The sequence below is a fragment of the Burkholderia pseudomultivorans genome, from assembly GCF_902499075.1.
Lineage (GTDB): Bacteria > Pseudomonadota > Gammaproteobacteria > Burkholderiales > Burkholderiaceae > Burkholderia > Burkholderia pseudomultivorans.
On the sequence record NZ_CABVPP010000042.1, the window covers coordinates 1 to 21,698 of the forward strand.

The window sequence follows — 21,698 nt, forward strand, 5'->3', positions numbered from 1 at the left end:
CGCGAAGCCGGCGCCGGCGCGTCCGGCCGTACAGGTGCCGACGCCGCGCGCTGCCGCTCGCGCGCCGCAGGCCAGCGCCGATACGCGCCACGCGCCGCCGCCGTGGGAGGACATCCCGCCGGACGACTACGTGCCGCTCAGCGCCGACGAAATGTTCGGCGGTCCGCCCGACGACGGCTTCGTTCCCGTGTTCGACAGCGGCCCCGACGACGTCCGCGTCGCGCCGGCGGAAGCCCGGCCGGCCGCACCGGTCGATGCGCGTCCGCTGCCGCCCGCGATCGCGCTCGATCCGGTCGGCTTCGACGGCGAATGGCCGGCGCTTGCCGCGCGGCTGCCGCTCAAGGGCGTCGCCTATCAGCTCGCGTTCAACAGCGAGCTGACGGCCGTCGACGCGACGACGCTGAAATTGTCGGTGCCGGTCCCGCAGTACGCGGATGCCGCCCAGGTCGCGAAGCTGAAGGCTGCATTGGCCGATGCGCTCGGCAAGCCCGTCGACGTGACGGTCGAGGTCGGGCCCGCGCGCCGCACCGCGGCGGCGCTCGACGCGGCCGCCCGCGCGGCGCGCCAGCGCGAAGCCGAGCAGGAGATTCACGCCGATCCGTTCGTCCAGCAGCTGGTGCGCGATTTCGGCGCACGCATCGTCGAAGGCTCCGTGCGTCCGCTCGCCGATGCGGCGTCGGACGGCGCGCCGCCGACGCTGCATTGAACGAATTGCGCCGGGACGGGCACAATCACGCCCCCACCCATTGGCCGGCACGCGCCGCGTGCCGGTTTTCACACGATCAAGAAGGAGTATTCCCATGTTGAAAGGCAACATCGCCGGACTGATGAAGCAAGCGCAGCAAATGCAGGAAAACATGAAGAAGATGCAGGAGCAGCTTGCGCAGATCGAAGTCGAAGGGCAGTCGGGCGCGGGCCTCGTCAAGGTGACGATGACCTGCCGCAACGAAGTGCGCCGCGTATCGATCGACCCGAGCCTGCTCGCGGACGACAAGGACATGCTCGAGGATCTCGTCGCGGCCGCGTTCAACGACGCCGTACGCAAGGCCGAGGCGACGTCGCAGGAAAAGATGAGCGGCATGACCTCGGGCCTGCCGCTGCCCCCGGGCTTCAAGCTGCCGTTCTGAGCGCCGCGTCCGTTCCGCTTTCTGTCGCCGTATGAAACAGCCGTCCGCTCTGTCCGCGCTCGTCGAAGCGCTGCGCGTGCTGCCCGGTGTCGGGCCGAAATCCGCGCAGCGCATGGCGTACCACCTGATGCAGCACGATCGGGAGGGCGCGGAGCGGCTCGGCCGCTCGCTGCTGTTCGCAACCGAGCATCTGCAGCACTGCGAGAAGTGCAATACGTTCACCGAAGCGCAGATCTGCGAGGTCTGCAGCGACGAGGAGCGTGATCCGACGCTGCTGTGCGTCGTCGAGACGCCGGCCGACCAGATCATGCTCGAGCAGACGATGACCTATCGCGGGCTGTATTTCGTGCTGATGGGCCGGCTGAGCCCGCTCGACGGAATCGGCCCGAAGGAAATCCATTTCGACCGCCTCGTGCGGCGCGCGTCCGACGGGATCGTCAAGGAGGTCGTGCTTGCGACCAACTTCACCAACGAAGGCGAAGCCACCGCGCACTACCTCGGCCAGACGCTGAAGGCGCGCGGGCTCGCGGTCACGCGCCTCGCACGCGGCGTGCCGGTCGGCGGCGAACTCGAATACGTCGACGCGGGCACGATCGCCCGCGCGATGCTCGATCGCCGCACGATGTAATTGCCGGCGCCGCCCGCCGGCGGCGCCGTTCCTCATGTCAGGGAGACACATGAGCACCAGCCAGGGCCCGCTCGCGGGCGTCAAAGTGCTCGAATTCGGAACGCTGATCGCGGGGCCGTTCGCGTCGCGGCTGTTCGCCGAATTCGGCGCGGAAGTGATCAAGATCGAGGATCCGAACGGCGGCGACCCGTTGCGCAAGTGGCGCAAGCTCCACCCGGAGCAGGGCGGCACGTCGCTGTGGTGGTCGGTGCAGGCGCGCAACAAGAAATCGGTCACGCTGAACCTGAAGGCCGAGGCCGGCAAGACGATCGCGCGGCAGCTCGCGCGCGAGGCCGACATCGTGATCGAGAATTTCCGCCCGGGCCTGCTCGAGAAGCTCGGGCTCGGCTACGACGTCCTGTCCGCCGACAATCCGGGCCTCGTGATGGTGCGCCTGTCCGGCTACGGGCAGACGGGTCCGTACCGCGACCGGCCCGGTTTCGGCGCGATCGCCGAATCGATGGGCGGGCTGCGTCACATCACCGGCTATCCGGACCTGCCGCCGCCGCGCATCGGTATCTCGATCGGCGATTCGATCGCGGCGCTGCACGGCGTGATCGGCGCGCTGATGGCGCTTCACCACCGCAAGGTGAACGGCGGCGCGGGGCAGGTGGTCGACGTCGCGCTGTACGAAGCCGTGTTCAACATGATGGAAAGCGTGGTGCCCGAGTACGGCGTGTACGGGATGGTGCGCGAGCGCACCGGCGCGTCGCTGCCGGGCATCGTGCCGTCGAATACCTATGCGTGCCGCGACGGCAGCATCGTGATCGGCGGCAACAGCGATCCGATCTTCAAGCGGCTGATGAAGGCGATCGACCGCGACGATCTCGCGGACGATCCCGCGCTCGCACGCAACGACGGGCGCGTGCCGCGCACGCAGGAGATCGACGACGCGATCGCCGCATGGCTCGCACCGCGCACGATCGACGAGGCGCTCGACGTGCTCAACGCGGCCGACGTGCCGGCCGGGCGCATCTACAGCGCTGCCGACATGTTCACCGATCCGCAGTTCGCCGCCCGGCAGATGATTCAGCACTTCAAGCTGGCCGACGGTACCGACATTCCGCTGCCGAACGTCACGCCGAAGCTGTCGGGCACGCCGGGCGAAACGCGCTGGCTCGGCCCCGAGCTCGGCGAGCATACGGACGAGGTGCTGCGCGGCCTCGGCTACGACGCGCAGGCGATCGCCGCGCTGCGCGAAGCGGGCGCGATCTGAGCACCGAACGCCGCCGCGCAACGCGGCGGCGCACGCTGCGCGCGCGTGCATCGGCGGCCGCCGGACTGTCGCTCGCGCGCCATCTTTCCTCGGTTACAATCGCCGGATGCGAATCCTACTCAGCAACGACGACGGCTATCTCGCCCCGGGTCTTGCCGCGCTCGACGAAGCGCTGCGGCCGCTGGCCGAACTCACGGTGGTCGCGCCCGAGCAGAACTGCAGCGGCGCATCGAATTCCCTGACCTTGTCGCGGCCGCTGTCCGTGCAGCGCGCGCCCGGTACGGGTTTCTTCTACGTGAACGGCACGCCTACCGACTCGGTGCACGTCGCGCTGACCGGGATGGCCGATGCGAAGCCGGACCTCGTCGTGTCGGGGATCAACAACGGCCAGAACATGGGCGAAGACACGCTCTATTCGGGGACAGTTGCGGCGGCCACCGAAGGCATCATGTTCGGCTTGCCGGCGATCGCGTTTTCGCTGGCCGACAAGGGCTGGGCCCATCTCGCCGACGCGGCGCGCGTCGCGGCCGAAATCGTCGAGCATTACCTCGCGCATCCGCTGCCGGGCCAGCCGCTGCTGAACGTCAATATCCCGAACCTGCCGTACGGCGAACTGAAGGGCTGGAAGGTGACGCGCCTCGGCAAGCGTCACCCGTCGCAGCCCGTGATTCGCCAGACCGACCCGCGCGGCGAGCCGATCTACTGGATCGGCTCGGCGGGCGCGGCGCTCGATGCGAGCGAGGGCACCGATTTCCACGCGGTCGCAAACGGTTTCGTGTCGATCACGCCGCTGCAGCTCGATCTCACGCATACGCAGATGCTGCCCGCGACGCGCGACTGGGCGCGCGCCGGAGGGCGGGCTTCATGAGCGGCGAGCGCGCGAAGCGATTTCCGCTCGCGCTCGAAGATCTCAAGCGAGCGCCACGCAAGTCGGACGGTCGGGCCGGTGAACGGAGCGCCGCGCCGAAGGCTGCCGACAAACCCGCGGCCGTGCTGAAACCGGTTGCGGCGAAGCCGGGCGCGCCGCGCGCGGTCTCGTCCGGCGCCGCCGCGAAGCCCGCGACCGGGCCGAAGCCGACCGCGATCCGCGCCGCGCTGCCGACGCCGGCCGCGCCGAGGTCGGCTGCGCCGAAGCCCATGGCTGCGCCGGGCGTCGCGCCGGCCGGCGCGTTCGCGCTGACGTCGGAACGCGTGCGGGAGCGCATGGTCGAACGCTTGCGCGCGAACGGCGTGACCGACGCGCGCGTGCTGGAGGCGATGGCCGCGGTACCGCGCCACCTGTTCGTGGATCCGGGGCTCGCGACGCAGGCCTACGAGGATTCGGCGCTGCCGATCGGCCACCAGCAGACGATTTCCAAGCCGTCGGTCGTTGCGCGCATGATCGAGCTCGCGATGGCCGGCCGCCCCCTCGAGCGCGTGCTCGAAATCGGCACCGGCTGCGGTTATCAGGCCGCCGTGCTGAGCCATGTGGCGCGCGACGTGTATTCGATTGAACGCATCAAGCCGCTCTACGAGCGCGCGAAGCTGAACCTGCGGCCGCTGCGCGTGCCGAACATCCGTCTGCACTACGGCGACGGGCGTGTCGGCCTGCCGTCTGCGGCCCCGTTCGACGCGATCGTGATCGCGGCGGCGGGGCTCGACGTGCCGCAGGCGCTGCTCGAGCAGCTCGCGATCGGCGGGCGCCTGATCGCGCCGGTCGGCGCGCAGAGCGGGCAGCCCCAGGTGCTCACGCTCGTCGAGCGCGTCGCGCACGCGCAATGGCGAGAGTCCCGGCTTGATCGCGTTTTCTTTGTCCCTTTAAAATCCGGAGTGATTTGAAACCGATGAGTATGTTGCGCGCGATGCAAAACAACCGTTCCAGGGAACCGCTCACATTCGCCCAGCGCGCGATCTGTGTGGCTGCATTCTCCACGCTACTGGCCGCCTGTGCGACGCGGCTCGACAATGCGCCCGTCGTCGACCGCTCCGGTTCGCTCGGCACGACCGCCAGCGCGCAGCCGGCGGTGCCGCTCGGCCCGCCGCCCCCGGGTTTCTACCGCGTGAAGCCGGGCGACACGCTGTACCGGATCGCACTCGAGAACGGGCAGAACTATCGCGATATCGCCGCGTGGAACAACCTGGCCAACCCGAATCAGATCGAAGTCGACCAGTTGCTGCGCGTCGCGCCTCCGGGCGGTGCCGCGATGGCAGGCGCGCCGGCCACCGCACCGATCGCCGGTGCCGGCGTCGCGACCGCACCGCTGAGCAGCGGCCCGGCAGCGCCTGCCGCCGGCATGGCCTCGACGGTCACGCCGCCGGCAGCGGCCTCCGCGTCGAGCGACACCGCAGCCGCGCCGAGCGGCCCCGTGACGTTCGCGTGGCCCGCGCGCGGCCCGGTGCTGAACGGTTTCGACGACGCGAAGAACAAGGGCGTCAATATCGGCGGGTCGGCCGGCGAGGCCGTGAAGGCCGCGGCGGACGGCCGTGTCGTCTATGCGGGCAACGGCCTGCGCGGCTACGGCAACCTCATTATCATCAAGCACGATGCAACTTACCTCACGGCGTATGCACACAATCGCGCTTTGATGGTAAAAGAGGGGGACGCGGTCACCAAAGGGCAGAAGATCGCCGAGATGGGGAATAGCGATTCCGACCGCGTGATGCTGCATTTCGAGGTTCGCCGGCAGGGTAAGCCTGTCGATCCGCTGAAGTATTTGCCGCCTCAATAACCGAGACGACCATGCCGAAATCGAAGCGCCAAGCTCCGCAAGCCGATTCTGAGAAGATCAGTCGCGCCACGCAAGCATCGGTGGAACGGTCTGGTGCTTCGACGGACGACGAAGACGACGTCGCGGACAACGAGCGAGATTTCGAAGCGCGCGACGCCGACACGGAAGGCGGCGACGACGAGCGCGAAGGGCGCGCGGAAGCGGCGCCCGACGTCGACGATTTTCGCGCGCTGCTGCAGGCCGAACTCACGGCCGACACGATCCAACATTACCTGAACCGCATCAGCGTGAAGCCGCTGCTGACCGTCGAGGAGGAGCAGCGCTATTCGCGTCTCGCGAAGGCCGGCGAATTCGAGGCGCGGCAGGTGATGATCGAGCGCAACCTGCGGCTCGTCGTCAGCATCGCGAAGGGCTATCTGAACCGCGGCGTGCCGCTGCTCGACCTGATCGAGGAAGGCAACCTCGGCCTGATGCACGCGATCGAGAAGTTCGACCCGACGCGCGGTTTCCGCTTCTCGACCTACGCGACGTGGTGGATCCGGCAGAGCATCGAGCGGGCGATCATGAACCAGGCCCGCACCGTGCGCCTGCCGGTGCACGTGATCCGCGAACTGAACCAGGTGCTGCGCGCGAAGCGCCACCTCGAAAAGAATTCGATGTCGACGGGCGAGGCGGCCGAGCGCCGCGAAGCCAGCATCGACGACATCGCCTATCTCACCGGCAAGACCGCCGAGGAAGTCACCGACATCCTCGCGTTGAACGAGCACACCGCATCGCTCGACGCGCCGCTCGATCTCGATCCCGCGAGCAGCCTGCTCGACCTGCTGCCCGACGACCAGAGCCAGTCGCCCGACGCCGAAGTCCAGCACCGCGAGCTCGAGACGCTTACGCGCGCGTGGCTGTCGCGGCTGTCCGACAAGCACCGGCATGTGATCGAGCGCCGCTTCGGGCTGAACCACATCGAACCGGCGACGCTCGAGGAGCTGGCCGACGAGATGGGGCTGACGCGCGAGCGCGTGCGGCAGATCCAGCAGGAAGCGCTGGTGCGCCTCAAGCGGTTCTTCGCCTCCAATGGCGTGCGCAAGGACGCCGTTCTGTAACTGATGACACCGATTCTCGTTTTTGACATCGAGACGATTCCCGATGTCGACGGCATTCGCCGTCTGGAAGATTTGCCCGCGACGCTCGACGATGCCGCGGTGGCCGAACACGCGTTCGCCGCGCGCCGCGAGAAGACCGGCAGCGATTTCCTGCCGCACCATCTGCAGCGCGTCGCGGCGATCTCGTGCGTGTTTCGCGACAACAACGGTTTTCGCGTGCGCTCGCTCGGTACGCCGCAGGACAACGAGGCGACGCTTATCCAGTCGTTCTATCGCGTGATCGAGAAGTACACGCCGCAGCTCGTGTCGTGGAACGGCGGCGGTTTCGACCTGCCGGTGCTCCATTACCGTGCGCTTGTGCACGGAATCGCCGCGACCCGCTACTGGGATCTCGGCGAGGACGATCGCGACTTCAAGTGGAACAACTACATCTCGCGCTATCACTCGCGGCATACGGATCTGATGGACGTGCTCGCGATGTATCAGGCGCGCGCGAACGCGCCGCTCGACGCGCTCGCGAAGCTGTGCGGCTTTCCCGGCAAGCTCGGGATGGACGGCAGCCAGGTGTGGACCGCGTTCCAGGACGGGCGGATCGACGAGATCCGCAGCTATTGCGAAACCGATGTCGTCAATACGTACCTGCTGTATTGCCGGTTCCAGCTGATGCGCGGCGGCCTGACCCAGAACGAGTATGCGGACGAGATCCTGCTCGTGAAGAACGCGCTCGCGCAGGAAGCTGCGCCGCACTGGGCCGAGTATCTGGCCGCGTTCGACGCATAACGCGAAGCCGGCCGCGCCGGCCCGGTCAGTTCAGCTCGAGCACGATCGGCTGGTGATCCGACGCGCGCACGTCGCCGTCGATCTCGCAGCGCGCGACGCGCGGCAGCAGCGTCTCGGTCACGAACACGAAGTCGCATGCAAGCGGTCCGTCGGACCATTGCGCCGTATCGTAGACGCCGGCCGTCGGCGGCGGCGTGCGACCCGGATGGCGCGCGACCCATGCGTCGACGAACGCCGGCGCGTCGTCGATCGGCTCGATCAGGCGCCGGTACGCGTCGCTGCCGAATGCGCTGTTGAAATCGCCGCAGATGATCGCATCGCGCGGCTGGCCCGTCGCGCTGAACGGGCCGGCGGCGTTCTCGGCAGGCGCTGGTCGATCGGCGTGCGCGCAGGCTTCGCGATGCCGGTCGCGCAGCGCGTCGACCTGCGCGAGCCGCTGGCGCGCGGAGTAGAACTCGAGATGGGTAGTGACCACGCGCAGCGTGCCTGACGCCGTATGCACTTCGACGTCGAGCGCGACGCGCGGCATCGACGGCGCGCTCGCGTCGGCCGGCCACGGCAGCAGCTGGCGCAGCACGCGCCCGACCGGCAGCCGCGTCGCGATCGCGTTGCCGAACTGGCGGCGCGCCGCGCCGGGTGTCGCGGGCGGCAGGTCGGCGCCGATCGCGTCGAAGATCGTATAGCCGGGCAGCAGCGCCGCCAGTTCGGCGAACTGGTCGGCGCCGGGCCCGCCCGGCAACGCGCCGAAGCCGCGCGTGACTTCCTGCAGACACAGCACGTCGAAGTCGGCGAGCCCGCGGGCGGCCGCGATGGTGCGGCCGAGGTCGACAACGCCGTCCGCGTCCCGACCCCATTGAATGTTCCAGTCGATCAGTCGCATCTGCGCATCTCCTGTCGTGCTGCCGTGCCGGTCTTGCGTATCGGCGCCGACTCGGGTCTCATGCAAATCGGATGAGGCGGTCCTTCACCTGCAAGCTTCGTCTACAATCTCGCCTTCTTCAACGTTTGTCAGGAAAAGCTGGTGTCTGAAGCCGTCCCCACTTCTGCGCGCAAATTGAAAAGCGTGCCCGCCGAGCCCGGCGTCGCCCCGATTCTCGAGATCGAGTCGCTCGACATGGACGCGCGCGGTGTCGGCCGCGTGATGAACGAGGACGGCGAGCCGGGCAAGGTCATCTTCGTCGAGGGCGCGCTGCCCGGCGAGCGCGTGACCTATTCGAGCTACCGTCGCAAGCCGAGCTACGAGCAGGCGACGGTGGTCGACATCCTGCGTCCGAGCGTGATGCGCACGCAGCCGAAATGCGCGTTCTTCGGCACCTGCGGCGGCTGCTCGATGCAGCATCTCGACATGCGCGCGCAGGTCGCGATCAAGCAGCGCGTGCTGGAAGACAACCTGTGGCATCTCGCGAAGCTGCGCGCGGAGACGATGTACTCGCCGATCCATGGGCCGTCCTGGGGCTACCGCTACCGGGCGCGCCTGACCGTGCGCAACGTCGTGAAGAAGGGCGGCGTGCTGGTCGGGTTCCACGAGAAGAAGAGCAGCTACGTCGCCGACATGACGAGCTGCGAGGTGCTGCCGCCGCACGTGTCGGCGATGCTGGTGCCGCTGCGCCGTCTCGTCGAAGGGTTGTCGATCCGCGATCGGATGCCGCAGATCGAGCTGGCAGTCGGCTCGCAGGTCACCGCGCTCGTGCTGCGCGTGCTGGAGCCGATCAACGCGGACGACGAAGCGCTGCTGCGCGCGTTCGCGGACGAGCACAAGGTGCAGTTCTGGCTGCAGCCGAAGGGGCCGGATACGGTGACGCCGTTCTATCCGCTCGACGTGCCGCTCGACTACACGCTGCCCGAGTTCGGCATCCGGATGCCGTTCAAGCCGACCGACTTCACGCAGGTCAATCACCAGATCAATCGCGTGCTGGTGGGCCGCGCGCTGCGCCTGCTCGCGCCGGCGCGCGACGACCGCGTGCTCGACCTGTTCTGCGGGATCGGCAACTTCACGCTGCCGCTCGCGCGGCTCGCACGCGAGGTGATGGGCATCGAGGGCAGCGAAGCGCTGACCACGCGTGCGCTCGCGAACGCGCGCGAGAACGGCGTGGACGGCCATACGACCTTCGCATGCCGGAACCTGTTCGAGGTGACCGCCGACGACATCCGCGCGCTCGGCGCCTTCGACAAGTTCCTGATCGACCCGCCGCGCGAAGGCGCGCTCGCGGTGTCGAAGGCGCTGGCCGAGATCGCGCAGAGCGGGGAAGGTCCGCTGCCGAAGCGGATCGTCTACGTGTCGTGCAATCCGTCGACGCTCGCGCGCGACGCGGGCCTGCTCGTGCACGAAGCCGGCTACCGGCTGAAGGGCGCCGGCGTCGTGAACATGTTCCCGAATACGTCGCACGTCGAATCGATCGCGCTGTTCGAGCGCGACTGAGCGACGCGGGCGGCGGCGGACGTAAAAAAAACGGCCGTGACGGGCCGGTTTTTCATGAGGTGCCGCGAAGGTCAGTTGCGGTTGCCGCCGAAGATGCCGAGCAGCGCGAGCAGGTTCGTGAACACGTTGTACAGGTCGAGATAGATCGCGAGCGTGGCCGTGATGTAGTTCGTCTCGCCGCCGTTCACGACGCGCTGGACGTCGAACAGCATGTACGCGGAGAAGATCGCGATCGCGAGCACCGACACGGTCAGCATCAGCGCCGGCAGCTGCAGGAAGATGTTCGCGACCGATGCGAGCAGGATCACGATCACGCCCATGAACAGCCACTTGCCGAGGCCCGAGAAATCGCGCTTGCTGACGGTGGCGATCGTCGCCATCGCGGCGAAGATGATGCCGGTGCCGCCGAACGCGAGCATGATCAGCGACGGTCCGTTCGAGAAGCCGAGGATGAAACTCAGCAGGCGCGACAGCATCAGGCCCATGAAGAACGTGAAGCCGAGCAGCACGAATACGCCGGCCGCACTGTTTTTCGTCCGCTCGATCGCGAACATGAAGCCGAATGCGATCGCGAAGAACGCCAGCAGGCTCATCATCGGGCTGGTGGCCGCGAACAGCGAGAAGCCCGTCGCGACGCCGACCCACGCGCCGAGCACCGTCGGCACCATCGACAGCGCGAGCAGCCAGTACGTGTTGCGCAGCACGCGGTTGCGAACCTCGGCGGTGGTGACGGAGCCGCCGCGGCCGAAATTGTACGGATAGTCGTTCATGGTTTCTCCTAACATTGAACGCATGGGCGTCCGGGGCCGGTTCGGCGCGCGCGGTGTGCGGCGCAGCAAACCGGAGCAGCTATGGCTAAGATACGTTCCGCGCCGCGAGGTTTCAATGGCCGCACGGCGCAAAACACAGGGATTTGGAACCTTTCATGTGTGTAAGGGTTCAATCGCAATGATACACGGGATCGTGCTACAATAGCGGATTCATTTGAACCTGTAACTTCTTAATTTTTTGGAGTTTTTATGGCAATCGAGCGCACCCTGTCGATCATCAAGCCGGATGCGGTGGCAAAGAACGTGATCGGCCAGATCTACAGCCGTTTCGAAGGCGCCGGCCTGAAGATCGTCGCATCGCGCATGGCGCACCTGTCGCGTGCCGACGCCGAGAAGTTCTACGCGGTTCACGCGGCGCGTCCGTTCTTCAAGGACCTCGTCGACTTCATGATCTCGGGCCCGGTGATGATCCAGGTCCTGGAAGGCGAAGGCGCGATCCTGAAGAACCGCGACCTGATGGGCGCGACGGATCCGAAGAAGGCGGAAAAGGGCACGATCCGTGCCGACTTCGCCGACAGCATCGACGCGAACGCCGTGCACGGCTCGGACGCTCCGGAAACGGCTGCGGTCGAGATCGCGTTCTTCTTCCCGGAAATGAACGTTTACTCGCGCTAAGCCCCGGCTGGTAGCAAGTAGGCAGGATTCAGCGCACGCGGCAAGGCAGCACATCATGACGAGCGAAACTTCCGTCAATCTTCTCGACTTCGATGCCGAGGGTCTTGTCGCGTACTGCGGCAGTCTCGGCGAGAAGCCGTTCCGCGCCAAGCAGTTGCAGCGCTGGATCCACCAGTACAATGCCGGCGATTTCGATGGCATGACCGATCTCGCGAAGTCCCTGAGAGAAAAGCTCAAGGGCCGCGCGACGATCTCGATGCCGGAGATCGCCAGCGATCACGTTTCCGCCGACGGCACGCGCAAGTGGCTGATCGACGTCGGAAACGGCAATGCGGTCGAAACCGTGTTCATCCCGGAAGAGACGCGCGGCACGCTGTGCGTGTCGTCGCAGGCCGGGTGCGCGGTCAACTGCCGCTTCTGCTCGACGGGCAAGCAGGGTTTCTCCCGCAACCTGTCGACGGCTGAAATCATCGGCCAGCTTCGGATGGCCGAGTTTGCCTTGCGTGCGTCGCTCGGTCGCGCGCCCGGCCCGAACGGCAAGGCCGAGCGGGTGGTCACCAACGTGGTGATGATGGGCATGGGCGAGCCGCTGCTGAACTACAGCGCGGTCGTGCCCGCGATGCGCCTGATGCTCGACGATAACGCGTACGGCCTGTCGCGCCGCCGCGTCACGCTGTCGACCTCCGGCGTGGTGCCGATGATGGACCGCCTCGGCGCCGAATTGCCGGTCGCGCTGGCCGTTTCGCTGCACGCGCCGAACGATGCGCTGCGCGACGAGCTGGTGCCGCTCAACAAGAAGCATCCGCTTCGCGAGCTGATGGCCGCGTGCCAGCGTTATCTGAAGGTCGCGCCGCGCGACTTCATTACTTTCGAATACTGCATGCTGGACGGCGTCAACGACACCGAAGCGCATGCGCGCGAACTGCTCGCCGTCACGCGCGACGTGCCGTGCAAGTTCAACCTGATCCCGTTCAATCCGTTCCCGGAGTCGGGTCTCATCCGCTCGAAGCCGGAACAGATCAAGCGCTTTGCGCAGATCCTGATCGACGCGGGCGTCGTTACCACCGTGCGCAAGACGCGCGGCGACGACATCGACGCCGCGTGCGGCCAGCTCGCCGGCGCGGTGAAGGACCGCACGCGCCTCGCGGAACGAACGGGCGCAGCGGGAAAAATCATCGAGGTCCGGGCGGTCTGACGGGGATGCCCGGACTTTTTTGCGGTACAACACGCGAATAGCGATCTGTCGCGGTGCTTCGGCGCCGTACATGGCATGAACAGTTGCGGGCGCGGGCCGGTGGAGCCGGTGCGGCCCGCCAGTGAAGAAGAATCGACGCGAGGACAAGGATGAGTGAGCCGCAGCCGTCAAACGGCGCAGAGACGAATGCCGCGAAGCCGGCCCCGGCGGGACTGGAATCGCTGGTGGCGGTGGGCAGTCGGCTGGCGCAGCTTCGGGAAGCGAAGGGGTGGACGGTCGAGGATGTATCGGCGCGACTCAAGGTCGCACCGCCGAAGCTGCGGGCGCTGGAGGCCGGCGACATCAGCCATTTGCCCGGCGTGACGTTTGCGCTCGGCGTCGTGCGCAGCTACGCGAAGATGCTCGGCGTCGATCCGGAGCCGTTCGCGCAGGCGCTGCGCCGCGAGCGCGGGGTGCCGGAAGTCGACCTGTCGATGCCGGCGTCGTCGGGGGCGGATCTGCCGCGCGGCCGCGTGTCGATTCCGCTCGGCGGCTCGTCGCGCCACCATCCGTGGCTGTGGGGCACCGCGATCGTCGTGATCGCGGCGATCGCGGTACTGATGTGGCACACTGGCGGCGATTCGCCGAGCTGGCTCGCGCGCTTCAAGGGCGGCGACGCGCAGCATGCGTCGGTCGCGAGCGCGCCGGCGGCGGCTTCCGCCGAGGAGGCGGCGGCGAGCGGCACGACAACGGCACCGGCGAATGAGGTTCCGGCCCCGGCGGCGACGTCCGCAGCGGCGCCGCAGGTCGTTGCGTCGGCTACGCCGGCGCCGGCCGCGACGGCGGACGCATCACGGCCGGTCGTCGCGACGACGGCAACGACGACGGTGGCGAGCGCTGCCGCTGCCGCGCAGCCGGCGAGCGTCGCGGTCGCGGCAGGCCAGTCGATGATCGAACTGAAGGTCAGGCAGGACAGCTGGTTCAGCGTGCGCGACAAGAGCGGCAAGGAGCTGTTCTCCGGGCTGGTGCACGCCGGCGAGGCGAAGCAGGTCGCCGGCGACGGTCCGTTCAAGGTCACGATCGGCAACAAGGCGGGCCTCGACGCGATCGCGTTCGACGGAAAGCCCGTCGATCCGGCAAAATATTCGGCAGCGCGGGGTAATGTGGCGCGGTTCACGTTGCCCTGACGCCAAGCGCCGTGGCGAAGGCCTGTCGACGATACCGGCAGGCCGTGACGGCACGGCGCTTTTTCAATTCATGCGCCGCCTTGCGGCGCATTCCGCGTAAATGGATCTATCGATGCAATCCGAAGCTCAATCCCCACGCAGCAGTCAGATTTGTTCAACCGAGCCGGTGTTCGGCGGGCATGCGCCGCGCCGCGTGTCGCATGCGGTGGATGTCCGCTGGGGCGGCCAGCTCGTGACGATCGGCGGTGCCGCGCCGGTGCGCGTGCAGTCGATGACGAATACCGACACGGCCGACGCGATCGGCACCGCGATCCAGATCAAGGATCTCGCGAACGCGGGTTCCGAACTGGTGCGCATCACGGTCAACACGCCCGAGGCTGCGGCCGCCGTGCCGGCGATCCGCGAGCAGCTCGACCGGATGGGCGTGACGGTGCCGCTCGTCGGCGATTTCCATTACAACGGCCATCTGCTGCTGCGCGACTATCCGGGCTGCGCGGAGGCGCTGTCGAAGTACCGGATCAATCCGGGCAACGTCGGCCAGGGCGCGAAGCGCGACACGCAGTTCGCGCAGATGATCGAAGCCGCGATCAAGTACGACAAGCCGGTGCGGATCGGCGTGAATTGGGGCAGCCTCGACCAGGACCTGCTCGCGCGCATGATGGATGAGAACGCCGCGCGGGCGCAGCCGTGGGACGCGCAGAGCGTGATGTACGAGGCGCTGATCCAGTCGGCGATCGGTTCGGCCGAGCGCGCGGTCGAGCTGGGTCTCGGCCGCGACCGCATCGTGCTGTCGTGCAAGGTCAGCGGTGTGCAGGACCTGATCGCCGTGTACCGCGAACTCGGCCGCCGCTGCGGCTTCGCGCTGCACCTCGGCCTGACCGAGGCTGGCATGGGCTCGAAGGGCATCGTCGCGTCGACCGCGGCGCTCGGCGTGCTGCTGCAGGAAGGGATCGGCGACACGATCCGCATCTCGCTGACGCCCGAGCCGGGCGCGCCGCGCACCGGCGAGGTCGTGGTCGGCCAGGAAATCCTGCAGACGATGGGCCTGCGCTCGTTCGCGCCGATGGTGATCGCCTGCCCCGGCTGCGGCCGCACGACCAGCACGCTGTTCCAGGAACTCGCGATGCAGATCCAGACCTACCTGCGCGAGCAGATGCCGGTGTGGCGCAAGGAATACCCGGGTGTCGAGAAGATGAACGTCGCGGTGATGGGCTGCATCGTCAACGGCCCGGGCGAATCGAAGCACGCGAACATCGGCATCAGCCTGCCGGGTTCGGGCGAGAACCCGGCAGCGCCGGTCTTCATCGACGGCGAGAAGGTCAAGACGCTGCGCGGCGAGCGGATCGCCGAGGAATTCCAGCAGATCGTCAGCGACTATGTCGCACGCAACTACGGCCGCGCCGCGGCCCTGAACTAATTCGTCCACACACACGATGACTGAACAGAAACGCAAGATCGAGAAGCTCACGGGCGTCAAGGGCATGAACGACATCCTGCCGCAGGATGCCGGCCTGTGGGAGTTCTTCGAAGCCACCGTGAAATCGCTGCTGCGCGCCTACGGCTACCAGAACATCCGCACGCCGATCGTCGAGCACACGCAACTGTTCACGCGCGGCATCGGCGAAGTCACGGACATCGTCGAGAAGGAGATGTACAGCTTCACCGACGCGCTGAACGGCGAAAACCTGACGATGCGCCCGGAAAACACCGCGGCGGTCGTGCGCGCGGCGATCGAGCACAACATGCTGTACGACGGTCCGAAGCGTCTGTGGTACATCGGCCCGATGTTCCGTCACGAGCGTCCGCAGCGCGGCCGCTACCGCCAGTTCCACCAGGTCGGCGTCGAGGCGCTCGGCTTCGCGGGTCCGGATGCGGACGCCGAAATCATCATGATGTGCCAGCGCCTGTGGGACGACCTCGGCCTGACCGGCATCAAGCTCGAGATCAATTCGCTCGGCCTCGCGGAAGAGCGCGCCGCGCACCGCGTCGAGCTGATCAAGTATCTGGAGCAGTTCGTCGACGTGCTCGACGAGGATGCGAAGCGCCGCCTGTATACGAACCCGCTGCGCGTGCTCGACACGAAGAATCCGGCGCTGCAGGAAATCGCGCAGAACGCGCCGAAGCTGATCGACTTCCTCGGCGACGAATCGCGCGCGCACTTCGAAGGGCTGCAGCGCCTGCTGCTGGCGAACAACATCCCGTTCAAGATCAACCCGCGTCTCGTGCGCGGCCTCGATTACTACAACCTGACCGTGTTCGAGTGGGTGACCGACAAGCTCGGCGCGCAGGGCACGGTCGCGGCCGGCGGCCGCTACGATCCGCTGATCGAGCAGCTCGGCGGCAAGCCGACTGCCGCATGCGGCTGGGCGATGGGCATCGAGCGGATTCTCGAATTGCTGAAGGAAGAGGATCTCGCGCCCGAGCAGGAAGGCGTCGACGTGTATGTCGTGCACCAGGGCGAAGCCGCGCGCGAACAGGCGTTCATCGCGGCCGAGCGCCTGCGCGACACGGGCCTCGACGTGATCTTCCACTGCAGCGCCGACGGCGGCCCGGCGAGCTTCAAGTCGCAGATGAAGCGGGCCGACGCGAGCGGCGCCGCGTTCGCGGTGATCTTCGGCGAAGAGGAGGTCGCGAACGGCACGGTGGGCGTGAAGGCGCTGCGCGGTGCGGGCGAAGACGGGGAAAAGAACGTTCAGCAGACCGTACCGGTCGAAAGCTTGACCGAATTCCTAATCAATGCGATGGTTGCATCCGCCGAAGACGGCGACGACTGATCGCGCTGGCGTTCGCTCGACAAGAAAGGCCTGAACAGGAAGGAATCGCTCGCCGATGAGTTATCACGACGAACAAGAATCGATTGAAAGTCTCAAGGCGTGGTGGGCACGCTGGGGCAACCTCACCACGTGGATCGTGCTCGTGGCGCTCGTCGTCGCGGCCGGTTTCAACGGCTGGAACTATTGGCAGCGCCGCCAGGCCGCCGAGGCATCCGGGCTGTACGAGCAGGTCCAGAAGGCCGCCGCCGCGAACGACAAGGCGACGATGGCCCGCGCGGCCGCCGACATGGAAGACAAGTACGGCAGCACCGCGTATGCACAGATGACGGCGCTGTCGGCCGCGAAGGTGCTGTATGCGGCCGGCGATGCGGCCGGCGCGAAGGCTCAGCTGCAATGGGCCGCCGATCACGCGAAGGACGACGAGTACAAGCAGATCGCGAAGCTGCGTCTGGCATCGCTGCTGCTCGACGAAAAGGCGTACGACGCGGGGCTCGCGCTGTTGTCGGGCACGCCGGTGGACGCCTTCAAGGGCCTCGTGGCAGATCGCCGCGGCGATCTGCTGGCCGCGCAAGGCAAGACCGACGACGCGCGCGCGGCCTACAAGCTCGCGCTCGACAGCCTGTCGAAGGACGACCAGTCGGCCCGCCAGCTCGTGCAGTTCAAGCTGGATGCGCTCGGCGGCTGAGCCGCGGCCCCCTCAACCTCTTAACTCTGCTTCGCTAACCGATGAATTTGCTGAAACGTTACGCTGTGCCCGTTGCCTGCGCGGCGGCTGTCCTTGCACTGGCGGCCTGCTCGTCGTCGAAGGATGCGCGCCGCGTGCCGACGCCGCTCACCGAGTTCAAGCCCGTGATGGACGTGCAACAGGTCTGGAAGGCGAGCGTCGGCAAGGGCGGACGCTACCTGTTCTCGCCGGTGGCCGTGGGCGACGCCGTCTATGCGGCGGGCGAGAACGGTTCGGTCGAGAAGATCGACGCGAAGACGGGCCAGACGCTGTGGCGCACGAAGGTCGGCTCCGACCTGTCGGCCGGCGTCGGCAGCGACGGCAACCTGACTGCGGTCGGCGCGCTGAAGGGCGGCGTGTTCGTGCTCGGCCCGGACGGCAAGCAACTGTGGAAGACGACCGTGCAGGGCGAGATCTTCTCGCCGCCGCTGGTCGGCAACGGCCTCGTGATCGTGCGCACGATCGACGGCCAGGTGATCGCGTTCAACGCGCAGACGGGCGAGCAGAAGTGGACCTACCGCAACCGCGCGGTGCCGCTGAACCTGCGCGTGTCGGCCGGCATGACCTTCGCGGGCGATGCGGCGGTGCTTGCCGGCTTCCCGGGCGGCGGGCTTGTCGCGATCAACCTGCAGACCGGCGAGCCGTTCTGGCAGGCGCCGGTGTCGTTCCCGAAGGGCGTGACCGAAGTCGAGCGGATCAACGACGTCAGCGGTCCGCCGACGCTGGTCGGCGCGGAAACCTGCGCGGTGACGTTCCAGGGCCAGCTCGGCTGCTTCGATGCGAACTCGGGCCGGCCGTTGTGGGAAAAGCCGTTCTCGAGCCGCAGCGGCCTCGCGCAGGACGATTCGGTGGTCGCCGGCGGCGACGACTGGTCGGTCGTGACGGCGTACGATGCGGCCACCGGCAACCAGCTGTGGCGCAACGAGCAGTTGAAGAGCCGTGACGTCGGCGTGCCGTACCTGCTCGGCCATGCGGTCGTGATGGGCGACTACAAGGGCTTCGTGCACTTCCTGTCGCGCGAGGACGGCAGCTTCATCGCGCGGATGAAGACCGACGGCAGCGCGATCACGGCAGCGCCAGTGCTCGCGGGCAATACGCTCGTCGTGCAGACGAAGGACGGCGGCCTGTACGGCTTCCGTCCGCGCTGATACGCAACACGCGCAGCCGCGCGGCGGCGGGCTGGTCCCGCGCAGCGCGGCGTGCGACATGAAGGCGGCCGGTGTTCCCGGCCGCTCGGTATTTGAAAGGCAGTTCGAGACGAAACATGACGGCGCGCACCGCGCGCCCGGCGCGCGCATCCGGCGCGGCGCGAATTCGTGATATTTTCATTCAGCGCAGCCGCCCGCAGCAGCGGGCCTCCCGCTGCTGCGCTTCACCGTAGACAACACAGATGAAACCGGTCATTGCCCTCGTTGGGCGCCCCAATGTGGGGAAATCCACGCTGTTCAACCGGCTCACGCGCTCGCGCGATGCGCTGGTGGCCGACTTGCCGGGCCTGACGCGCGATCGCCATTACGGCGAAGGGCGCGTCGGCGAGCGGCCGTATCTCGTCGTCGACACGGGCGGCTTCGAGCCCGTCGCGAAGGACGGCATCCTGCACGAGATGGCGCGCCAGACGCGCCAGGCCGTCGAGGAAGCGGACGTCGTCGTGTTCATCGTCGACGGCCGCAACGGGCTGGCGCCGCAGGACAAGACGATTGCCGACTACCTGCGCAAGACCGGCCGGCCGATCTTCCTCGTCGTCAACAAGGCCGAGGGGATGAAGTACACGGCGGTCGCGACCGACTTCTACGAACTCGGGCTCGGCGATCCGCGCGCGATCTCGGCCGCGCACGGCGACGGCGTGACCGACATGATCAACGAGGCGCTGGAGGTCGCGTACGCGGACCAGCCGGAAGAAGAGGACGAGAACGACCCGTCGCGCGGCATCAAGATCGCGATCGTCGGCCGGCCGAACGTCGGCAAGTCGACGCTCGTCAACGCGCTGATCGGCGAGGACCGCGTGATTGCGTTCGACATGCCGGGCACGACGCGCGATTCGATCTACGTCGACTTCGAGCGTAACGGCAAGAAATACACGCTGATCGATACGGCCGGCCTGCGCCGCCGCGGCAAGGTGTTCGAGGCGATCGAGAAGTTCTCGGTCGTGAAGACGCTGCAGTCGATCTCCGACGCGAACGTCGTCATTCTTCTGCTGGATGCGCAGCAGGACATTTCCGACCAGGACGCGCACATCGCCGGCTTCGTCGTCGAGCAGGGCCGCGCGCTCGTGATCGGTGTGAACAAGTGGGACGGGCTGGACGAGCACGCGCGCGAGCGCGCGAAAGCGGATTTGACCCGCAAGCTGAAATTCCTCGACTTCGCGAAGTCGCATTTCATTTCGGCCGCGAAGAAAACCGGCATCGGCGCGCTGATGCGCTCGGTCGACGATGCATATGCCGCCGCGATGGCGAAGCTGCCGACGCCGAAGCTCACGCGCGCGCTGATCGAGGCCGTCGAGTTCCAGCAGCCGCGCCGTCGCGGCCCGGTGCGCCCGAAGCTGCGCTACGCGCACCAGGGCGGCCAGAATCCGCCGATCATCGTGATCCACGGCAACGCGCTCGACGCGGTGACCGAAACCTACAAGCGTTACCTGGAAAACCGTTTCCGCGAAACTTTCTCCCTGACCGGGACTCCATTGCGCATAGAGTTCCGTTCGTCGAACAACCCGTACGCGGACAAGGGCTGAAGCACGCCCCGCAATGGCTCGGCCGCATGGCCGAGGCCCGGGCGGGGCAGGCAAAATCGGCTATAGTGTAGCGATTGGCGCCGGATCTCTTTTTCTTCGTCGCCAATCCAGATCAACCTGCAAAAAAAGATGGAGTACGCCATGAGCAACAAAGGGCAATTGTTACAAGACCCGTTTTTGAACGCACTGCGCAAGGAGCACGTTCCCGTTTCGATCTATCTCGTCAACGGCATCAAGCTCCAAGGGAACATCGAATCGTTCGACCAGTACGTCGTGTTGCTCCGTAATACGGTGACCCAGATGGTCTACAAGCACGCCATCTCGACGGTCGTGCCGGCGCGCCCGGTGAATTTCCACCCGGACGCGGAAGCCTCGTCCTAACCCATTGCAGCGGCCGGCATCCGGTCGCCGCGAGCGACCGATGCCAGCCGCCTTATCTTGACACCCGATAATTTGATCAACGCAGCGCTCGTCGGCATCGATTTCGGCAAGACCGATTTCGAGGCCAGTCTCGAAGAACTCAGTCTTCTCGCCTCCAGCGCGGGGGCCCATCCCGCCGTCACCCTCACAGGCCGCCGGGCCAGTCCCGATGCCGCGATGTTCATCGGCAGCGGCAAGGCCGACGAATTGCGGCTCGCCTGCGAAGCCCACGACGTCGACATCGTCATTTTCAATCACGCGCTGGCGCCGGCGCAGCAACGCAATCTGGAGCGGGCGCTTAATCGGCGAGTGGTCGATCGGACGAGCCTCATCCTCGACATTTTCGCGCAGCGCGCGCGCAGCCATGAAGGCAAGCTGCAGGTCGAGCTCGCGCAGCTCCAGTACCTGTCGACGCGGCTGATCCGCGCGTGGACCCACCTCGAACGGCAAAAAGGCGGTATCGGCCTGCGCGGCCCCGGTGAAACGCAGCTCGAAACCGACCGTCGGCTGATCGGCGAGCGGATCAAGATGCTGAAGTCGCGGCTCGACCGGTTGCGCCGGCAGCACAGTACGCAGCGGCGCCAGCGCGCGCGCAGCGGCACGATGTCGGTGTCGCTCGTCGGCTACACCAACGCGGGCAAGTCGACGCTGTTCAATGCGCTGACGAAAGCGCAGGCGTATGCGGCCGACCAGTTGTTCGCGACGCTCGATACGACGTCGCGGCGCGTGTACCTCGGCGACGAGGTCGGCCAGATCGTCGTGTCGGACACCGTCGGCTTCATCCGCGAGCTGCCTCACCAGCTCGTCGCGGCGTTTCGCGCGACGCTCGAGGAAACGATCCATGCAGATCTGCTGCTGCATGTGGTCGACGCGTCGAGCGCGGTCCGGCTCGAGCAGATCGAGCAGGTCAACGGCGTGCTGCACGAGATCGGCGCGGACACGATCCGGCAGGTCCTGGTGTTCAACAAGATCGACGCCGTGCCCGAGCTGGCGGCCCGCGGCGACGCGGTCGAGCGGGACGAGTATGGTAATATTTCGCGCGTCTTTTTGAGCGCGCGCACCGGTCAGGGTCTCGATGCGTTGCGTGCCGCCATCGCCGAGATCGCCTCCGCGGAACACCTTTCCGGCGCGACGTTACCCAACGACGCGCTCGACGGCGCGCCCGCTGAACCACACGAAGACCACACGATTTCCGAACACGGGCGCTAACCGGTCCCGGCCGGTTCGCC

General features: G+C 67.1%; 22 protein-coding genes. 20 read left to right on the forward strand and 2 right to left on the reverse strand.

All coding sequences use genetic code 11. From position 1 onward, the window contains the following. From BST28156_RS23510 to BST28156_RS23550, 9 genes are all read left to right on the forward strand, one after another. The coding region (locus BST28156_RS23510) for a DNA polymerase III subunit gamma/tau C-terminal domain-containing protein (RefSeq protein ID WP_302478045.1) at positions 1 to 706 on the forward strand (706 nt) is incomplete at its 5' end. A gap of 94 nt (positions 707 to 800) precedes the next feature. Beyond that, positions 801 to 1,127: a YbaB/EbfC family nucleoid-associated protein gene (locus tag BST28156_RS23515; protein WP_009692958.1), complete on the forward strand. Its 327-nt coding sequence runs from the start codon at positions 801 to 803 to the stop codon at positions 1,125 to 1,127. 31 nt (positions 1,128 to 1,158) lie between these two features. Then, entirely contained in the window at positions 1,159 to 1,755 is a 597-nt protein-coding gene (recR, locus tag BST28156_RS23520; RefSeq protein WP_014896897.1) for a recombination mediator RecR, read from the forward strand. 49 nt (positions 1,756 to 1,804) lie between these two features. Then, positions 1,805 to 3,010 (forward strand): CaiB/BaiF CoA transferase family protein, encoded by a 1,206-nt coding sequence (locus BST28156_RS23525; RefSeq protein WP_060239360.1) that lies wholly within the window; start codon positions 1,805 to 1,807, stop codon positions 3,008 to 3,010. 106 nt (positions 3,011 to 3,116) lie between these two features. Next, a complete protein-coding gene (gene surE / locus BST28156_RS23530; RefSeq protein WP_174903470.1) occupies positions 3,117 to 3,878 on the forward strand; it encodes a 5'/3'-nucleotidase SurE in 762 nt (253 codons plus the stop codon). Continuing rightward, complete coding sequence (locus tag BST28156_RS23535; RefSeq protein WP_060239357.1) at positions 3,875 to 4,828, forward strand: protein-L-isoaspartate(D-aspartate) O-methyltransferase; 954 nt, start codon at positions 3,875 to 3,877, stop codon at positions 4,826 to 4,828. The genes surE and BST28156_RS23535 overlap by 4 nt, the downstream gene beginning before the upstream one ends. A 5-nt stretch (positions 4,829 to 4,833) precedes the next feature. Continuing rightward, a complete protein-coding gene (locus BST28156_RS23540) occupies positions 4,834 to 5,718 on the forward strand; it encodes a peptidoglycan DD-metalloendopeptidase family protein (RefSeq protein ID WP_040127507.1) in 885 nt (294 codons plus the stop codon). Positions 5,719 to 5,729: 11 nt separating this feature from the next. Continuing rightward, positions 5,730 to 6,818 carry an RNA polymerase sigma factor RpoS gene (gene rpoS, locus BST28156_RS23545; protein ID WP_040127506.1) on the forward strand — a complete coding sequence of 363 codons (1,089 nt, stop codon included), beginning with the start codon at positions 5,730 to 5,732 and terminating at the stop codon, positions 6,816 to 6,818. 3 nt (positions 6,819 to 6,821) lie between these two features. After that, entirely contained in the window at positions 6,822 to 7,598 is a 777-nt protein-coding gene (locus BST28156_RS23550; RefSeq protein ID WP_174903471.1) for a 3'-5' exonuclease, read from the forward strand. Positions 7,599 to 7,623: 25 nt separating this feature from the next. Here the strand turns inward: BST28156_RS23550 and BST28156_RS23555 are convergent, their stop codons facing one another. Next, positions 7,624 to 8,478 carry an endonuclease/exonuclease/phosphatase family protein gene (locus BST28156_RS23555; protein ID WP_174903472.1) on the reverse strand — a complete coding sequence of 285 codons (855 nt, stop codon included), beginning with the start codon at positions 8,476 to 8,478 and terminating at the stop codon, positions 7,624 to 7,626. Between the two features lie 141 nt (positions 8,479 to 8,619). On the opposite strand from BST28156_RS23555, the gene rlmD reads away from it, so the two are divergent. Beyond that, a complete protein-coding gene (gene rlmD / locus BST28156_RS23560; protein ID WP_040127503.1) occupies positions 8,620 to 10,017 on the forward strand; it encodes a 23S rRNA (uracil(1939)-C(5))-methyltransferase RlmD in 1,398 nt (465 codons plus the stop codon). A 71-nt stretch (positions 10,018 to 10,088) separates the two neighbouring features. On the opposite strand, the gene BST28156_RS23565 is transcribed toward rlmD, so the two are convergent. Next, entirely contained in the window at positions 10,089 to 10,787 is a 699-nt protein-coding gene (locus tag BST28156_RS23565; RefSeq protein WP_006399901.1) for a Bax inhibitor-1/YccA family protein, read from the reverse strand. 249 nt (positions 10,788 to 11,036) lie between these two features. Here BST28156_RS23565 and ndk point away from each other — a divergent pair, with 249 nt between their 5' ends. The 10 genes from ndk (at position 11,037) to hflX (ending at position 21,678) form a co-directional block, all read left to right on the forward strand. Continuing rightward, positions 11,037 to 11,462 (forward strand): nucleoside-diphosphate kinase, encoded by a 426-nt coding sequence (gene ndk, locus BST28156_RS23570; RefSeq protein WP_009689290.1) that lies wholly within the window; start codon positions 11,037 to 11,039, stop codon positions 11,460 to 11,462. A gap of 55 nt (positions 11,463 to 11,517) precedes the next feature. Further along, the gene (gene rlmN, locus BST28156_RS23575) at positions 11,518 to 12,657 is read left to right on the forward strand and encodes a dual-specificity RNA methyltransferase RlmN (RefSeq protein WP_060239350.1); all 1,140 of its coding nucleotides are present in this window, start codon (positions 11,518 to 11,520) and stop codon (positions 12,655 to 12,657) included. A gap of 149 nt (positions 12,658 to 12,806) precedes the next feature. Continuing rightward, a complete protein-coding gene (locus BST28156_RS23580) occupies positions 12,807 to 13,823 on the forward strand; it encodes a helix-turn-helix domain-containing protein (RefSeq protein ID WP_174903473.1) in 1,017 nt (338 codons plus the stop codon). A 112-nt stretch (positions 13,824 to 13,935) separates the two neighbouring features. Beyond that, positions 13,936 to 15,240, forward strand: coding sequence for a flavodoxin-dependent (E)-4-hydroxy-3-methylbut-2-enyl-diphosphate synthase (gene ispG, locus BST28156_RS23585; protein WP_174903474.1), 1,305 nt, complete (start codon positions 13,936 to 13,938; stop codon positions 15,238 to 15,240). A 16-nt stretch (positions 15,241 to 15,256) separates the two neighbouring features. Next, complete coding sequence (hisS, locus tag BST28156_RS23590; protein WP_060239345.1) at positions 15,257 to 16,597, forward strand: histidine--tRNA ligase; 1,341 nt, start codon at positions 15,257 to 15,259, stop codon at positions 16,595 to 16,597. A gap of 55 nt (positions 16,598 to 16,652) precedes the next feature. Beyond that, positions 16,653 to 17,282, forward strand: coding sequence for a tetratricopeptide repeat protein (locus tag BST28156_RS23595; RefSeq protein WP_174903475.1), 630 nt, complete (start codon positions 16,653 to 16,655; stop codon positions 17,280 to 17,282). A 41-nt stretch (positions 17,283 to 17,323) separates the two neighbouring features. After that, positions 17,324 to 18,469, forward strand: a complete 1,146-nt coding sequence (bamB, locus tag BST28156_RS23600; protein ID WP_174903476.1) for an outer membrane protein assembly factor BamB — start codon at positions 17,324 to 17,326, stop codon at positions 18,467 to 18,469. A gap of 242 nt (positions 18,470 to 18,711) precedes the next feature. After that, positions 18,712 to 20,049, forward strand: a complete 1,338-nt coding sequence (der, locus tag BST28156_RS23605; RefSeq protein ID WP_009690932.1) for a ribosome biogenesis GTPase Der — start codon at positions 18,712 to 18,714, stop codon at positions 20,047 to 20,049. A 141-nt stretch (positions 20,050 to 20,190) separates the two neighbouring features. Then, the gene (hfq, locus tag BST28156_RS23610) at positions 20,191 to 20,430 is read left to right on the forward strand and encodes an RNA chaperone Hfq (protein WP_006399927.1); all 240 of its coding nucleotides are present in this window, start codon (positions 20,191 to 20,193) and stop codon (positions 20,428 to 20,430) included. A 72-nt stretch (positions 20,431 to 20,502) separates the two neighbouring features. Then, entirely contained in the window at positions 20,503 to 21,678 is a 1,176-nt protein-coding gene (hflX, locus tag BST28156_RS23615; RefSeq protein ID WP_174903510.1) for a GTPase HflX, read from the forward strand. The last annotated feature ends 20 nt before the right edge of the window (positions 21,679 to 21,698 follow it).

Coding starts and splice junctions, on each gene's coding strand:
- recR (WP_014896897.1), top strand. CDS start 1,159: ATGAAACAGCCGTCCGCTCTGTCCGCGCTCGTCGAAGCGCTGCGCGTG.
- BST28156_RS23565 (WP_006399901.1), bottom strand. CDS start 10,787: ATGAACGACTATCCGTACAATTTCGGCCGCGGCGGCTCCGTCACCACC.
- BST28156_RS23555 (WP_174903472.1), bottom strand. CDS start 8,478: ATGCGACTGATCGACTGGAACATTCAATGGGGTCGGGACGCGGACGGC.
- BST28156_RS23515 (WP_009692958.1), top strand. CDS start 801: ATGTTGAAAGGCAACATCGCCGGACTGATGAAGCAAGCGCAGCAAATG.
- rpoS (WP_040127506.1), top strand. CDS start 5,730: ATGCCGAAATCGAAGCGCCAAGCTCCGCAAGCCGATTCTGAGAAGATC.
- BST28156_RS23540 (WP_040127507.1), top strand. CDS start 4,834: ATGAGTATGTTGCGCGCGATGCAAAACAACCGTTCCAGGGAACCGCTC.
- BST28156_RS23535 (WP_060239357.1), top strand. CDS start 3,875: ATGAGCGGCGAGCGCGCGAAGCGATTTCCGCTCGCGCTCGAAGATCTC.
- rlmN (WP_060239350.1), top strand. CDS start 11,518: ATGACGAGCGAAACTTCCGTCAATCTTCTCGACTTCGATGCCGAGGGT.
- BST28156_RS23580 (WP_174903473.1), top strand. CDS start 12,807: ATGAGTGAGCCGCAGCCGTCAAACGGCGCAGAGACGAATGCCGCGAAG.
- ndk (WP_009689290.1), top strand. CDS start 11,037: ATGGCAATCGAGCGCACCCTGTCGATCATCAAGCCGGATGCGGTGGCA.
- ispG (WP_174903474.1), top strand. CDS start 13,936: ATGCAATCCGAAGCTCAATCCCCACGCAGCAGTCAGATTTGTTCAACC.
- BST28156_RS23595 (WP_174903475.1), top strand. CDS start 16,653: ATGAGTTATCACGACGAACAAGAATCGATTGAAAGTCTCAAGGCGTGG.
- BST28156_RS23525 (WP_060239360.1), top strand. CDS start 1,805: ATGAGCACCAGCCAGGGCCCGCTCGCGGGCGTCAAAGTGCTCGAATTC.
- hisS (WP_060239345.1), top strand. CDS start 15,257: ATGACTGAACAGAAACGCAAGATCGAGAAGCTCACGGGCGTCAAGGGC.
- der (WP_009690932.1), top strand. CDS start 18,712: ATGAAACCGGTCATTGCCCTCGTTGGGCGCCCCAATGTGGGGAAATCC.
- BST28156_RS23550 (WP_174903471.1), top strand. CDS start 6,822: ATGACACCGATTCTCGTTTTTGACATCGAGACGATTCCCGATGTCGAC.
- bamB (WP_174903476.1), top strand. CDS start 17,324: ATGAATTTGCTGAAACGTTACGCTGTGCCCGTTGCCTGCGCGGCGGCT.
- hfq (WP_006399927.1), top strand. CDS start 20,191: ATGAGCAACAAAGGGCAATTGTTACAAGACCCGTTTTTGAACGCACTG.
- surE (WP_174903470.1), top strand. CDS start 3,117: ATGCGAATCCTACTCAGCAACGACGACGGCTATCTCGCCCCGGGTCTT.